Source organism: Bordetella sputigena (assembly GCF_965137885.1).
Lineage (GTDB): Bacteria > Pseudomonadota > Gammaproteobacteria > Burkholderiales > Burkholderiaceae_B > Bordetella_C > Bordetella_C sputigena.
Map to the genome: position 1 here is coordinate 62,909 of NZ_CBCSCA010000001.1, position 13,818 is coordinate 76,726.

Genomic DNA, 13,818 nt, shown 5'->3' on the forward strand with positions numbered 1-13,818 from the left:
ACGCTCAGGCCAGGGCCTGGGCGATCACCGTCGACAACGGCGTCGTCGGACGGCCGATCAGCCGCGACAACACGCCGCTGTCGTCGAACAGCGCGCCATTCGCGGCAAGGGCGTCCCAACTGGCCACGGCTTGCGCGATCGGTGGCGGCAGGCCGGCGCCTTCCAGGGCTTTTGCATACTCGGCCTGCGACAGGTTCTGGTAGACCACCGGCTTGCCGGCCTGGCGCGCGACTTCGGCCGCGAACTGCGCGCGCGTATAGGATTCATCGCCGGCGAGTTCATAGGTTTTGCCCTCATGCCCGTCGCCCGTCAGCACGGTGGCCGCGGCCAGCGCATAGTCGGCGCGCGCCGCGGCGGAGAACCGGCCTTCGCCGGAGGCCCCGGCCAGGACGCCGGTGGACAAAGCCGGCGGGATGGCGCCGGTGTGATTTTCGATGTACCAGCCATTGCGCAGCAGCGTGTAGGCCAGCCCGGACGCCTTGATGGCGTTTTCCGTCTCCAGGTGCTCGGGCGCCAGGCTCAGGGGCGACGTGTCCGCATGCAGCAGGCTGGTATAGACGATGCGACCCACGCCGGCACGCTGCGCGGCCTCCACCACATTGCGGTGCTGCGCGATGCGCTGTCCCACTTCATTGCCCGAGATCAGCAACAGCGTGTCGACGCCCGCCAGCGCGGGCGGCAGGGTTTCCGGCCTGGTGTAGTCGGCCGGGCGCGCGGCAACGCCCAGATCGGCGGCCTTGGCGGGCGTGCGGACCAGCGCAAGCACATCCGCCGCGGGCACCGTACGCAGCAATTGCCGGACGACCAGGCGGCCGAGCTGGCCGGTGGCACCGGTGATGGCGATAGTCATGAGGAAACTCCGTTCGGATTGACGACGGAGGCAATCTAGCAGTATTACTTACGATTAGTAAGTACGTACATAAAGGTAAGTATGACTTCCCGGGATATGCCGTCCGGGCGGACTGCGCCGTCCGCCGCCCCCAAAGCTCCGAAATCACCCGCGCCATCCACATCGGCGCAGTCCTCCGCCTCGCTGTCCGAACGCCTGCTGCGCGGCGATCTGCTGGCGGCGGACTGTCCCTCCCGTGACGTGCTGAAGCACGTCACCAGTCGTTGGGGCGTCCTGGTGTTGATCAGCCTGGAGCAGCGCATGCATCGCTTCAGCGAACTGAAGCGCACCATCGGCGGCGTCAGCGAAAGAATGCTGGCGCAGACCTTGCAATGGCTGGAAGCCGACGGGTTGGTCGACCGCAAGGCATATCAGGTGGTACCGCCGCGCGTCGAATACCGGCTTACGCCCCTGGGCCGCGAGTGCGCGGAGAAAGTGCGCCTGCTGGCGGATTGGATAGAGCTCAATCTGCCGCGGATACAGGCGGCCGGCGAGGCCGCCCGTATGGCCGGCGGCCCGGCCGGCGCCCGCATCGAAGCCAGGTAGCCGCTACGCTACGCCTGCTTCAGGAAGGTCTCCACCATCTTGACCCAATACGTCGCGCCCACCGGCAGCAGGGCGTCGTTGAAGTCGTAATTGGGATTGTGCAGCGTGCACGGACCCATGCCGTGGTACGACTCCAGCCTATGCTCGCCTTCGCCATTGCCCAGGAAGATGTAGCAGCCGGGCACCTTCTGCAGGAAGAAAGAGAAATCCTCCGCGCCCATGAAAGGCGGCACGGCGCGGTTGACGCTTTCCTTGCCGAACGCGGCTTCCGCGACCTGCGCGGCGAACTCGGTTTCCTTTTCCCAGTTCACCAGCGGCGGATAGGCCCGCACGAAATCCAGTTCGCCGCTGCCGCCGTACACCTGCGGCAGCGTCGTGACGATGCGGCGCATGGTGTCCTCGATCAGGTCCAGGACCTCGGTGGTATAGGTGCGCACCGTACCGCGGATGATGGCTTCCGCCGGAATCACGTTGAAGGAATCGCCCGCATGGATCTGCGTCACCGTCAGCACCGCGGTATCCAGCGGGTTCTTGGTGCGCGATACCACGCTCTGCAGCACGCCGACCATCTCCGATGCGATAACGATGGTATCCACCGTCTTGTGCGGCTGCGCGGCATGGCCGCCCACGCCCTTGATGGTGATGGTGAAGCGATTGCTGGACGCCATCGTCGGACCGGGACGGATGCCGAACTCGTTGACTGGCATGCCCGGCATATTGTGGATGCCGAACACCGCGTCGCAGGGGAACTTGTCGAACAGGCCGTCCTGCATCATCGCCCGCGCGCCGGCATTGCCGTTTTCTTCCGCGGGCTGGAAGATGAACACTACGCGGCCGGCGAAATCGCGATGGCCCGACAGGTATTGCGCGGCGCCCAGCAGCATGGCGGTATGGCCGTCATGGCCGCAGCCGTGCATGCGCCCGCTGATGGTGGACTTATGGGCGAAGCGGTTGTTCTCCGGCATGGGCAAGGCGTCCATATCGGCGCGCAGGCCGATGGTCCTGCCCTTGCCGCCGTTGCCTTGCAGCACGCCGACCACGCCGGTCTTGCCGAAGCCGGTATGCACTTCGATGCCCCAGCTACGCAGTTTTTCCGCGACCAGCGATGACGTGCGGGTTTCCTCGAAAGCCAATTCGGGATGGGCATGGATATCGCGGCGTATCGCCGTGAGCTCGCCATGCGCGCGCTCGATTTCGTCCAGGGTTTTCATAATTGCCTTTGAATGTATTGCGCGACGTCCTGCGCCGCCTTGGTCAGTGCGGCCTGCATGGCCGGAAATTTCTCGTTCTTTTCGAACGTCTGTTCATTCATGTATTGCCCGCGATGGATCTCGATCTGCAGACTGTGGCGCCGCTGCGCGGGCTTGCCCAGGCGGGCGATCAGCGCGACGCCCTTGAACGGATCGTTGCGAGCCACCGTATAGCCGCTTTCACGCAGCGACTGCTCCACCACGTCCACCAGCGCCGGCTCGCAGGTGGTGCCGTCGCGGTCGCCCAGCACGAAATCGGCCAGCTGACGATCGCCCGCTACCTGCAGCACATCGTACGAATCCGACGGCATGGAATGAAGGTTCAGATGCCACACCGCGCCGAACTGCTTGTAGGCCGCCTCGATATCCCGGTTGAGCGCCGCGTGATAGGGCTGATGATAGGCCTGGATGCGATGCCGCACTTCCTCCACCGCCAGCTTGCGATCGTAGATGGGCCGGCCGCCGGCCTTGCTCCAGATCAGTCCATGGCCGATGCGGCTCTTCTCCGATGGGCGGATGGCATCCGGCCAAGGCCCGGCGAGCAGCGTTGGATCAATATCGTCGGGCTCACGATTGGGATCGATATAGGTACGTGGAAACTGGGCCAGAATCAGGGTGCCGCCCACGTCGGGGATGCTGCGCCACAACTCGTCGACGTGCGTGTCTTCGCCGGTGCGCAGTACCCTGGCATCGACGGCATAACCGAAATCCGCGGGATACGTCACACCGCTATGCGGCGAATCGCACACCAGCGGCAAGGGCGCCGCGCGCGGCTCGATGCGGATATAGGGCGCGAAAGGCATATCGGTGGTGCGCATGGGGTTCAGCTCTGCATGGCGACGGGGCCGGCGTGAAAATCGACCGGCCGCGCGGCGGTGGCGGACAGGTCGTTCAGATGGCAGGCGCTCAGCTGTCCGGGCGCGATCTCGCGCAGCGCGGGCCGTTCCCGGCGGCAACGGTCCATCGCCTGCGGACAACGCGGATGGAAGGTGCAGCCCGGCGGCGGCGCCAGCGGCGAAGGCAGTTCGCCCTGGATGGGCTTGAAGCTGCGCCGCTCGGGATTCAGCGTGGGCAATTCCTTCAGCAGCGCCTGCGTGTAGGGATGATTGGCCCGCTTGAACACCTGATCGGTAGAGGCCAGTTCGACGATGCGGCCCAGGTACATGATGGCCACACGGTCGGATATATGTCCCACCACGCCCAGGTTGTGGCTGATGAACAGGTACGTCAGGTCCAGCTCGCGTCGCAGCTGCGCGAACAGATTCAGCACCTGGGCCTGGATGGATACGTCCAGCGCGGCCACGGCTTCATCGCAGACGATCACCTTGGGCTTGAGCGCCAGCGCTCGCGCGATACCGATACGCTGCCGCTGGCCGCCGGAAAACTGGTGCGGATAGCGTTGCGCGTAGGCGGGATCCAGACCCACCTGGCGCATCAACTCGGCGACGTAGGCCTTGCGGTCGCGGCGGCCGACCAGGCCGTGCACCATGGGGGCCTCGCCGATGATCTCTTCCACGCGCATGCGTGGATTCAGCGACGCATAGGGGTCCTGGAAGATCATCTGCACGCCAAGCTCGTACGCGCGACGCTGCTTGTCGTCCATCGACGCCACCGGCTTGCCGGCATAGGCGATGCTGCCCGACGTGGGCGGCAGGATGCCGCTGATCATGCGGCCCAGCGTCGACTTGCCGCAACCGGATTCGCCGACCACGCCGATCACTTCACCCGGCATCACGTCCAGGTCGACGCCGGCCACGGCGTGCACCACGGTCTTGCGCAGGCCCGCGCCGAACAGATTGGCGATGCGGCCGGCCAGATCGACTGGCTGCACGAAACGCATCTCGGCGTCGCGCAGCGAAAGGATGGGTGTGGATTGATTACTCATCGCGCCTCCGCTTCGCCGGCATGCCAGCAGCGCACCCAATGCGCGGGCCGCCATTCCACGGACTGCGGCTCCTGCAGACAAATATCGGTGGCGCGCGGACAGCGCGTGCGAAAGGCACAGCCTTGCGGCAGTTTAAGCAGCGACGGCGTCATGCCGGGTATGGACGCCAGATCATGCCCGCGGGTTTCCGGCGTCGGGATGGACATCATCAAGCCGTGGGTATAAGGATGCAGCGGACGGCCGATGACGTCGGCCGTGGAGCCTGTTTCCACCACACGGCCCGCGTACATGACCGCGATGCGGTCCGCCAGGCCGGAGACCACGGCCAGGTCATGCGTGATCCACAGCAGCGCCGTGCCGGTCTCGCGGCAGAGCTTCTGTACCTCATACAGGATCTGCCCCTGTATGGTCACGTCCAGCGCGGTGGTGGGTTCGTCGGCGATGATCACGCGCGGCGCGTTGAGCAACGCGATGGCGATGGCCACGCGCTGACGCATGCCGCCCGATAGCTGGTGCGGATAGGCGCGCAGCCGTTCTTCCGGCGAGGGTATGCCGACCATGGCAAGAACGTCGCGCGCACGCGTGCGCGCCGCCGCGCGATCCATTTTGCGATGCGCCTGGATAGCCTCGATCATCTGCGTGTCGACGCGCAGGACCGGGTTCAGCGTCATCATCGGATCCTGAAAGATCATCGCGATATCGTTGCCGCGCAGCGCACGCATCTGCGCGGGCGGCGCGCCGCGCAGTTCGCGGCCGTCGAAGCGTATCGATCCATCCACAATGCGCCCCGGCTCATCGATCAGGCCGATCAATGAAAAGCCGGTAATGCTCTTGCCCGAGCCCGATTCGCCGACCAGGCCCAGGATCTCGCCCTGGCCCAACCGCAGGTCCACACCGTCGACCGCCTTGACCACGCCGGCGCGGGTGTAGAAGTACGTGCGCAGTCCCGCGACGTCCAGCACCGGCGCCGAAGCATCGCGTGCGCCGTCGATAGCCGCCAGCGGGCGCTCGTTCATCGTCGTCGTCATCGATGCTCCCTAGTTCGCGTTGCGCGGGTTCAGCACGTCGCGCAGATGATCGCCGACCAGATTGATGGCGATGATCGCGATGGCCAGCGCCACGCCTGGGAAAAACGATATCCAGTAGCGGCCGGACATCAGGAACTCGAAGCCATTGGAGATCAGCATGCCCAGCGACGGCTCGGTCACCGGCACGCCCACGCCCAGGAAGGACAAGGTGGCTTCCAGCGCGATGGCGTGGGCCAGGTCGATGGTGGCGACCACGATCAGCGGCGGCATGCAGTTCGGCAGCAGATGCCGCCGCAGGATGCGCCACGACCCCAGCGACATGCAGCGCGCGGCCTCCACGTATTCCTTGCCGCGTTCGACCAGGGCCGCGCCGCGCGCCGTACGCGCGAAGTAGGCCCATTGCACGACGATCAGCGCGATGATGACCTTGTCCACGCCCGTGCCCAATATGGACAGCAGGATCAGCGCCACCAGGATGGACGGAAAGGACAGCTGGATATCGGCGATGCGCATCAGCAGCGCATCGACGCGGCCGCCGAAATACGCCGCCACCAGCCCCACCGTGGCGCCGATGACAAAGGCGAAGAACACCGAGATACAGCCCACCATCAAACTGGTGCGCAGGCCGTACAGGATGGCCGACAACATATCGCGCGCCTGGCCGTCGGTGCCCATCCAATACCGCATATCGCCGGCGCCGTTTTCGCTCAGCGGCGGCAGCTTGGAATCCATGATGTCCAGGTTGCCAATATCGTAGGGGTTCTGCGGCGCGATCCACGGCGCCAGCACGACCGCCAATATCAGGGCCACCAGGATCACCAGGCCCAGCGTGGCCAGTTTGCTGGCGAAAAAGTCTTCCGCGAAGCGGCGCCAGGGTCCGGCTTCCTTGGCGGCCGGCGTCGCGGGCGCGCCGGTGCCTTGAGGGGTCGTCGTTGTCGTCATCGTCTTCCGTCCAATCGTACGCGCGGGTCCAGAACGGTGTAGATGATGTCCACTACCAGGTTCAGCATGACCAGGAAAAACACGATAAGCAGCAAATAGGCCACCACTACGGGGCGGTCCAGGTTGATGATGGAATCGATCAGCAGCTTGCCCATGCCGGGCCAGGAGAACACCGATTCGGTCACCACCGCGAAGGCCACCACCTGGCCGAATTCCAGTCCCGCGACCGTCACGATGGGGATCAGGATGTTCTTCAGCAGATGCACGCGCATGACGCGCGATTCCGACAGGCCCTTGGCGCGCGCGAACTTGATGTAGTCCATGGGCAGCGCTTCGCGCGTGGCGGCCCGCGTGATCCGTATGATGGTCGCGCACTTGGCCAGCGCAATGGTCGCGGCCGGCAGGATCAGGTTGGCCCAGCCGCCCGGCGTCAACACACTCAGGCGCAATCCGCCCAATGACACCGTAGGACCACGTCCACTGGCCGGCAGCCATCCCAGCGTCACCGCGAAGATCATGATCAGCATCAGGCCGACCCAGAAATTGGGCAGGGAAAAGCCCAGCACCGACCCCGTCATGATGGCGCGCGAGCCGGCCGCATTGGGCTTGAGCCCGGCGCGTATGCCCAGCGGTATGCCGATCAGCAGCGACATCAGCATCGCCACTACCGCCAGCTCCATGGTGGCCGGCATGCGGTCCAGGATCAGCCGCATGGCGGGTTCGCCGGTCAGAAAGCTATTGCCGAAATCGCCGTGGATCGCCTTGCCGACGAAGATCAGATACTGATGCCACAGCGGCTGGTCCAGCCCCAGCGATTGGCGTATGGCCGCGCGTTCGATTTCGGTGGCATCCGGACTGGCCATCATGGATACCGGATCGCCGACCAGATAAATGCCGCCGAATACCAGCGCCGACATGACGAGCATGACGACGACGGTCTGCAGCAGCCTGCGGATGATGGTCGCTAACAAACAATTCTCCTGCCGCTATGCCATGCCTCCCCAAAAGTAGGGCCGCGCGCCCGCGCCGCGGACGCGCTTGCCGGCTGCTATTGCTTCAGCGTGACATCCTGTGCTTCGGTCATCTGGTCGGAACGCCCCGCGTAGCGTATGTCCTTCTTCATCGCCCACACGGACAGCTCGAAATGGATGGGCAGCAGACCGTAGTCGGCCATCACCAGGTCGGCGGCCTTGGACAGCAATTGGGCGCGCTTGGCGTCGTCCATGGTGGTCGCGGCTTCCATGTAGAGCTTGTCCATCTCGGGGTTCGAATAGCGGCCCCGGTTGGTCGTGCCCAGGCCCTTGGACGGATCCGACGTCACCGCCAGCGAACCCAGCGCGTTGGACATCTCGCCGCTGGTCACCGACCAGCCCGCCAGATAGGCGCTGTACTTGTACGAGTCGCGGTTCTTGAAGAACACCGGCGGCGCCGAGGCTTCCACATTGGTCTTGACGCCGATGCGGCTCCACATGGATGCAATGGCTTGCGCTACCTTGGAGTCGTTGATATAGCGGCCCGACGGCGCGCCCAGCGTGATGTTGAAACCCTGCGCGTAGCCGGCGTCCGCCAGCAGCTTCTTGGCCTTGTTGACATCGGCCTTGGGTGCCTCGGCATAGGTCTTGGACGCACCGAACATCGGATAAGGCAGCAGGTTGCCCGCCGGCTTGGCGACGCCGCCCATCACGCGGTCTTCGATGGCCTTGCGGTCGATGGCCAGCGACAGTGCTTCACGCACGCGCTTGTCCTTCAGCGGGTTCTTGGCCAGCGGCTTGCCTTCGGCATCCGTGATGCCGGGACTGACTTCATTGAACTGATCCATGGCGATGTACATCACGCGCACCGACGGCGTTTGCTGTACGTACAGGTTCTTGTCCGACTTCAGCTTGGGCAGGTCGTCGGTGGGAGGATCCTCGATCATGTCCACGTCGCCCGCCAGCAGCGCCGCCACGCGGCTGGCCGCGTTGGTCATGGGCTTGTAGACGACCTTGTCCCACACCGGCTTCTTGCCCCAATAGTTATCGTTGCGAGCCAGCACAAGCTCCGCGCCGCGTTTCCACGACACGAATTTGTAGGGACCCGTGCCGATCAGGCCGTCGCCTGAATTCAGTTCGGTGGTCGTCTTGCCTTCCGGCGCGGCACCCGATGCGGCCTTCTTCGACAGGATGGGCAGCTGGCCCAGGTTGGGTAGCAGCAGCGGCGAAGGGCCCTTGGTGGTGATGCGCACCGTCAGGGGATCGACGGCTTCGGTCTTGGCGACATCCTTCAAATACAGCGTGAAGGGCGAGGGACTGTTCGGCACCTTGGGCACGCGATCGAAGGTGAACACCACATCGTCCGCGGTGAACGGCGTGCCGTCGGAGAACTTCACATTGGGACGCAGCTTGAACGTCCATACATTGCCATCCACCGTCCACGATTCGGCCAGCGCCGGGCGCGGCTTGAGCTGATTGTCGGCCGCCACCAGCGGATCGAAAATGGTCAACGCGATCTGCGTGTTCGGCGTCAACGAGTGATATTGAGGGTCGAGTGAGCTGGGTTCGGTCTTCAGACCGATCACCAGGTCCCTGGCCACGGCGCTGCCGTGCGCGCCGAGTGCGATCGCCATGGCGGTAAAACCTCCGGCGACGGCGCGGGTAAACCAACGAGACATAAATAGCTCCTGATCATTTGTACTTGAACTCCACGGCGCAACATACCCAGCAAAGATGCCTCGCGCAACGGTTATATTCCCTTATTGCCTAGCCGATCCGCGTATATGTCCCTCATACCTTCAGTGCCCATAGCGGCGATCGCCACGGCACCCGGCAGAGGTGGCGTGGGCATCGTGCGCATTTCCGGTGCATCGCTCGCCGACTTGGTGCGTCGCCTTTTTCAGCGCGAATTGACGCCCCGCCATGCGCACCTGCTGCCCTTCAAGAACGCGGCGGGCGAGACGCTGGATGAAGGCATCGCGCTGTTCTTTCCGGCGCCGCATTCCTATACGGGCGAAGACGTCCTGGAACTGCAAGGACACGGCGGCCCCGCCGTGCTGCGGCGCGTGCTGCAGCTGTGCCTGGACAGCGGCCGCGATATGGGCTTGCGCATCGCCGAGCCCGGCGAGTTCACTCAGCGGGCCTTTCTGAATGGCCGTATCGATCTGGCGCAGGCGGAGGCCGTGGCGGACCTGATCGAAGCCACCTCCGACGCCGCGGCGCGCGGCGCGATGGCTTCGCTGTCCGGCGTGTTTTCCGAAAAGGTAAACGCCTTGGCGGACCGCATCGTCCACCTGCGCATGCTGGTGGAAGCCACGCTGGATTTTCCCGAAGAAGAAATCGACTTCCTGGAAAAGTATCAGGCCAGGCCCATGCTGGACGCCCTGTCCGCCGACCTGCGCGCCATCATCGCGCAGACGCGCCAGGGCGTGATCCTGCGCGAAGGCTTGCACGTGGTGTTGGCCGGCCGGCCCAATGTGGGCAAATCCAGTCTATTGAACGCACTCGCCGGCGATGAAGTCGCCATCGTCACACCCATCGCCGGCACCACGCGCGACAAAGTGGTGCAGGAAATCCATCTGGACGGCGTGCCGCTTCACATCGTGGACACTGCCGGTCTGCGCGAAACGGACGATCCGGTGGAAAGCATAGGCATCCAGCGCACATGGAAGGAGATCGAACGCGCCGATGTCATCCTGCATCTGCTGGATGCAACAGCGGGCGCTGAAGAAGCCTTGGATGCGGGAATCGCGGCAAGGCTGCCGGCGGGAACGCCGGTGCTGAAGGTCGTGAACAAGATCGATCTGATCGAAGCGGCGCCGGTCAGCGGTACCGCGCTACACATCTCGGCCCGCACCGGCGCGGGCCTGGACACACTGCGCCAGGCGTTGCTCGACATCGCGGGCTGGAACCCCGGCGCCGAATCACCCTGGCTCGCGCGCGAACGCCATCTGCGCGCGCTGAACCAGGCCGAAGAACATCTATCCATCGCGGCGTCGCACGCCGCGATGGACGACCGGGTATTGGATTTGTTCGCGGAAGAACTGAGGCTGGCGCACGAGAGCCTGTCATCCATCACCGGCGAATTCACCAGCGACGATCTGCTGGGCGAAATCTTTTCGCGCTTCTGCATCGGCAAGTGATGCGAGCCTGCCCCGAACCAGGCGAATCAGCACTTCCTGGCCGGATCCGTATATTGCTTGAAGTCCTGCCACTGCGTCAGAACAATGTTTTTCGCCTGCGCGTGATCTGTGCCGAGTACTTGATCGGCGCTGGGCATGCGCAGCAACACGCCGGTCTTCAGGTCGTTCATATTGCCGTTGCGCAAGGCATCCGGATTGGCATTGGCGATGGCCACCAGCTTTTGATGCAGCGTTGCATCCGCGACATCGAGACGATTGGCGATCTGCCCCAAGGTATCGCGGAAGTACACCAGTTCGACATCGCCTGCTTGCAACTTGCGTTGATCTTCGAAGCTTTCCCGGATGGCCATACCGACGGTACCGTGGCGCCGCTGCTGCTGGGGATCGATGTGGGCGGCGCATATTTCCGCCGCTTCCAGTGCGGGAATCGCGCGTATGGTGTCGGCATCGGGCAGTTGGACATGCACGCCTTCCTTCAGGCGGTTCATATCGTTCTGGTGAAACGCATGCGGATTCTGCCGCCACACGGCCGCGGCGATCTGGCAGATGCCCGCGCCCAGCGTGTCGCGGTAGCGTTGCGCCAAACCGAACACCGTATCGCCGGCGGCGACCGTGATCCGCAGCGGCGACGTCGAAGCGATATGCGTCGCCACCGTGGCGTCGGTCGTTCTTGCCACACGATTCGATTGTTCGCCCGAGGGAACGGGCTGCATGGGTGCCAAGGCGGCCTGGGTCTGGTTCGGGGAGATATTCATGGCGACGGCTCCATTAAAGGTCGTTGGAAATGCGGTGCATCAGTACCGCATCCGTAGCGCGGGTTGCGTGGCATCCGTCCGCCTATGACATCAATTCCGACAGCGCCCGACCCCATTGACCATTCATCCCGCGCCGCGCGCCGCACCGGGCGTATGGCCGACGATGCGCTTGAACGCGCGGCTGAATGCCGCCTGTGAGCCGTAGCCCAGCTCATACGCCGCCCCTTCGATGGACATGCGGCCATCGCGCAGCCATTGCGCGGCCAGCCGCATGCGCAGCTCGGTCAGGTAGCGCAGCGGCGTCATACCGGTGACCGCCAGAAAACGTTCGGCGAACACCGACCGCGAACTCCCCATGCGTTGCGCCAGCTCCGCCACCGTCCAATCGCGGCCGGGCTCGCGATGCATGGCCACGATCGCGCGGCCCAGCCGCGGATCGCGCAACGCTTCCACCCAGCCCTTGGCGTCGCCGCAGCCGCATTCGACCCAGCCACGCACGATAAAGGCCGCGACCACATCCGCCAGCCGCGCCAGGATGCCCGCATAGCCCGCGCGTTCCTCGCACGATTCGCGCGCCATCGCTTCCAGCATGGGCAGGATTTCAGGATAGCGGTCCAGCAGCGTATCGACGCGCATGATCTCCGGCATCGAAGCCACCAGCGTATGCATGCCTCCCAGGTCGAAGGCCATGCAGCCGCTGAAGACCAGCGCATCGTTGGCGTGATCGCAGGTCTCGCCATTGGCCAGGACCGCGCATACGGTTTCGCACAGCTTCAGGGTATCGAAGCTGGCAATGTCGCGCGTGGCGCGCGCCGGCTCGGATAGCAGTTCATGGGTGCGCCCGTGCGGCAACAGCACGGCATCACCCGCCTTCAGGCGATGCAGCATCCCGCTATCGGTGCGCAGGTAAGCGGAACCGCGGGCGATAAAGTGGAATTGAGCGCGCCCCGCGGCGGCCGCGAACTGGACGCCAAAAGGCGGCGTGAACTGCATGCGACGATACTGGACGCCATACAGGCGCATGCCCAGCAGCAGTTCGCTGACGACATCGCCCGGGCTGGCGGACTCGGTGCGCGGTTGCGCGGCCGTCTCGGATTCTTGATCAAACATTCCGGATTCCATGACATGGATCGTCCGGAAACTCTAGCTTATTCTGCATACCGTTGAAAAGTACGTGGGAAACCGACATGCATGCAGGTGAAGTAAGGACCCTGGGAACAGACAGCGCGCCGGCCAAGCCGGCATGGCAGGCCTTGTTCTCCATGACCCTGGGGGTATTCGGCCTGGTCACGGCGGAGTTCCTGCCCGCCAGCCTGCTGACCCCCATGGCCGCGGACCTGCGCGTCACCGAAGGCATGGCCGGCCAGGCAGTCACCGCGACGGCCGCGGTGGCGCTGGTCACCAGCCTGCTCATCGCCACCGTCACGCGCCGCATCGATCGCCGCTACGTACTCCTGGCATTTTCGGTGCTGCTGATCGTCTCCAACCTGTTCGTGGCCTGCGCGTCTAGCTTGACCACCCTGCTGTTCGGGCGGGTGCTGCTGGGTGTCGCCATCGGCGGCTTCTGGACCATGTCGGCGGCAACGGCGATGCGCCTGGTCCCGGTGGCCTTGATCCCGCGCGCGCTGTCCGTGATGTTCAGCGGCGTATCGGCCGCCACCGTGGCCGCCGCGCCGGTCGGCAGCTACCTGGGCGGCCTCATCGGCTGGCGCAACGTATTCCTGGTCGCCACCGCGCTCGGCGTACTGGCGCTGGTGTGGCAGGTGGCGACGCTGCCGCGCATGGCGCCGTCGGGGCACACCCGGCTGGGCACACTGGTCGAGGTACTGAAGCGACCCGGCATCGGTATGGGTATGCTGGCCGTTATTCTGGTGTTCACGGGGCATTTCGCCTTCTTTACCTACTTGCGGCCGTTCCTGGAAACCGTCACCGGAGTCGGCGTCAATGGCCTGTCGGCGATTCTGCTCGGCTTTGGCGTGGCCAACTTCGTCGGCACCTCGGCGGCGGGCTTCATGCTGGAGCGCAATCTGCGACTGACGCTGGCGCTTATGCCGCTGCTGATGGGCGGGCTGGGCCTCGCCCTGGCGGCCCTGGGCAGCTCGCCTTTCCTGGATTCCGCCATGGTGGCGCTCTGGGGCTTCGCCTTCGGCACGGTGCCGGTGGGCTGGTCCACCTGGATCACGCAGCGCGTGCCCGACGAAGCTGAAAGCGCCGGCGGATTGATCGTGGCGGCCGTGCAGTTGGCGATCACGCTGGGCGCGGCGGCGGGCGGCGCCGTCTTCGATATGACGGGCGCGCTGGGCGTCTTTACCAGTAGCGGCCTGGCCCTGCTATCGGCCACACTGCTCGTGCTCCTGGGACTGCGACCGCGCACGGTCGCCGCCGCCGCTTGACGGCGAGCGGCCCAGG

13 protein-coding genes are annotated in these 13,818 nt (G+C 64.8%); 3 read left to right on the forward strand and 10 right to left on the reverse strand.

Annotated elements, in window-relative coordinates:
- Positions 1 to 4: 4 nt before the first annotated feature.
- Entirely contained in the window at positions 5 to 850 is an 846-nt protein-coding gene (locus ACNA0R_RS00295; protein ID WP_415823908.1) for an SDR family oxidoreductase, read from the reverse strand.
- A gap of 81 nt (positions 851 to 931) precedes the next feature.
- On the opposite strand from ACNA0R_RS00295, the gene ACNA0R_RS00300 reads away from it, so the two are divergent.
- On the forward strand, positions 932 to 1,435 hold the full coding sequence (locus ACNA0R_RS00300; protein ID WP_415823909.1) for a winged helix-turn-helix transcriptional regulator: 504 nt from the start codon (positions 932 to 934) through the stop codon (positions 1,433 to 1,435).
- A gap of 8 nt (positions 1,436 to 1,443) precedes the next feature.
- On the opposite strand, the gene ACNA0R_RS00305 is transcribed toward ACNA0R_RS00300, so the two are convergent.
- From ACNA0R_RS00305 to ACNA0R_RS00335, 7 genes are all read right to left on the reverse strand, one after another.
- On the reverse strand, positions 1,444 to 2,646 hold the full coding sequence (locus ACNA0R_RS00305; RefSeq protein ID WP_415823910.1) for a M20 aminoacylase family protein: 1,203 nt from the start codon (positions 2,644 to 2,646) through the stop codon (positions 1,444 to 1,446).
- A complete protein-coding gene (locus tag ACNA0R_RS00310; protein WP_415823911.1) occupies positions 2,643 to 3,503 on the reverse strand; it encodes an N-formylglutamate amidohydrolase in 861 nt (286 codons plus the stop codon). Before ACNA0R_RS00310 ends, ACNA0R_RS00305 begins: the two co-directional genes overlap by 4 nt.
- Before the next feature lie 5 nt (positions 3,504 to 3,508).
- Positions 3,509 to 4,570, reverse strand: a complete 1,062-nt coding sequence (locus ACNA0R_RS00315; RefSeq protein ID WP_415823912.1) for an ABC transporter ATP-binding protein — start codon at positions 4,568 to 4,570, stop codon at positions 3,509 to 3,511.
- A complete protein-coding gene (locus ACNA0R_RS00320; protein ID WP_415823913.1) occupies positions 4,567 to 5,598 on the reverse strand; it encodes an ABC transporter ATP-binding protein in 1,032 nt (343 codons plus the stop codon). Before ACNA0R_RS00320 ends, ACNA0R_RS00315 begins: the two co-directional genes overlap by 4 nt.
- A gap of 9 nt (positions 5,599 to 5,607) precedes the next feature.
- Complete coding sequence (locus ACNA0R_RS00325) at positions 5,608 to 6,540, reverse strand: ABC transporter permease (RefSeq protein ID WP_415823914.1); 933 nt, start codon at positions 6,538 to 6,540, stop codon at positions 5,608 to 5,610.
- Positions 6,537 to 7,511, reverse strand: a complete 975-nt coding sequence (locus ACNA0R_RS00330; protein ID WP_415823915.1) for an ABC transporter permease — start codon at positions 7,509 to 7,511, stop codon at positions 6,537 to 6,539. The genes ACNA0R_RS00325 and ACNA0R_RS00330 overlap by 4 nt, the downstream gene beginning before the upstream one ends.
- Before the next feature lie 77 nt (positions 7,512 to 7,588).
- Positions 7,589 to 9,190, reverse strand: a complete 1,602-nt coding sequence (locus ACNA0R_RS00335; protein ID WP_415823916.1) for an ABC transporter substrate-binding protein — start codon at positions 9,188 to 9,190, stop codon at positions 7,589 to 7,591.
- Positions 9,191 to 9,295: 105 nt separating this feature from the next.
- Here ACNA0R_RS00335 and mnmE point away from each other — a divergent pair, with 105 nt between their 5' ends.
- Positions 9,296 to 10,654: a tRNA uridine-5-carboxymethylaminomethyl(34) synthesis GTPase MnmE gene (gene mnmE / locus ACNA0R_RS00340; protein WP_415823917.1), complete on the forward strand. Its 1,359-nt coding sequence runs from the start codon at positions 9,296 to 9,298 to the stop codon at positions 10,652 to 10,654.
- A gap of 26 nt (positions 10,655 to 10,680) precedes the next feature.
- On the opposite strand, the gene ACNA0R_RS00345 is transcribed toward mnmE, so the two are convergent.
- Positions 10,681 to 11,409, reverse strand: coding sequence for a FimV/HubP family polar landmark protein (locus tag ACNA0R_RS00345; RefSeq protein WP_415823918.1), 729 nt, complete (start codon positions 11,407 to 11,409; stop codon positions 10,681 to 10,683).
- A 123-nt stretch (positions 11,410 to 11,532) separates the two neighbouring features.
- Entirely contained in the window at positions 11,533 to 12,519 is a 987-nt protein-coding gene (locus ACNA0R_RS00350) for an AraC family transcriptional regulator (protein ID WP_415823919.1), read from the reverse strand.
- Positions 12,520 to 12,596: 77 nt separating this feature from the next.
- Here ACNA0R_RS00350 and ACNA0R_RS00355 point away from each other — a divergent pair, with 77 nt between their 5' ends.
- The gene (locus ACNA0R_RS00355) at positions 12,597 to 13,802 is read left to right on the forward strand and encodes an MFS transporter (RefSeq protein ID WP_415823920.1); all 1,206 of its coding nucleotides are present in this window, start codon (positions 12,597 to 12,599) and stop codon (positions 13,800 to 13,802) included.
- Positions 13,803 to 13,818 lie beyond the last annotated feature (16 nt).

Coding starts and splice junctions, on each gene's coding strand:
- ACNA0R_RS00295 (WP_415823908.1), bottom strand. CDS start 850: ATGACTATCGCCATCACCGGTGCCACCGGCCAGCTCGGCCGCCTGGTC.
- ACNA0R_RS00300 (WP_415823909.1), top strand. CDS start 932: ATGACTTCCCGGGATATGCCGTCCGGGCGGACTGCGCCGTCCGCCGCC.
- ACNA0R_RS00305 (WP_415823910.1), bottom strand. CDS start 2,646: ATGAAAACCCTGGACGAAATCGAGCGCGCGCATGGCGAGCTCACGGCG.
- ACNA0R_RS00310 (WP_415823911.1), bottom strand. CDS start 3,503: ATGCGCACCACCGATATGCCTTTCGCGCCCTATATCCGCATCGAGCCG.
- ACNA0R_RS00315 (WP_415823912.1), bottom strand. CDS start 4,570: ATGAGTAATCAATCCACACCCATCCTTTCGCTGCGCGACGCCGAGATG.
- ACNA0R_RS00320 (WP_415823913.1), bottom strand. CDS start 5,598: ATGACGACGACGATGAACGAGCGCCCGCTGGCGGCTATCGACGGCGCA.
- ACNA0R_RS00325 (WP_415823914.1), bottom strand. CDS start 6,540: ATGACGACAACGACGACCCCTCAAGGCACCGGCGCGCCCGCGACGCCG.
- ACNA0R_RS00335 (WP_415823916.1), bottom strand. CDS start 9,190: ATGTCTCGTTGGTTTACCCGCGCCGTCGCCGGAGGTTTTACCGCCATG.
- mnmE (WP_415823917.1), top strand. CDS start 9,296: ATGTCCCTCATACCTTCAGTGCCCATAGCGGCGATCGCCACGGCACCC.
- ACNA0R_RS00345 (WP_415823918.1), bottom strand. CDS start 11,409: ATGAATATCTCCCCGAACCAGACCCAGGCCGCCTTGGCACCCATGCAG.
- ACNA0R_RS00350 (WP_415823919.1), bottom strand. CDS start 12,519: ATGTTTGATCAAGAATCCGAGACGGCCGCGCAACCGCGCACCGAGTCC.
- ACNA0R_RS00355 (WP_415823920.1), top strand. CDS start 12,597: ATGCATGCAGGTGAAGTAAGGACCCTGGGAACAGACAGCGCGCCGGCC.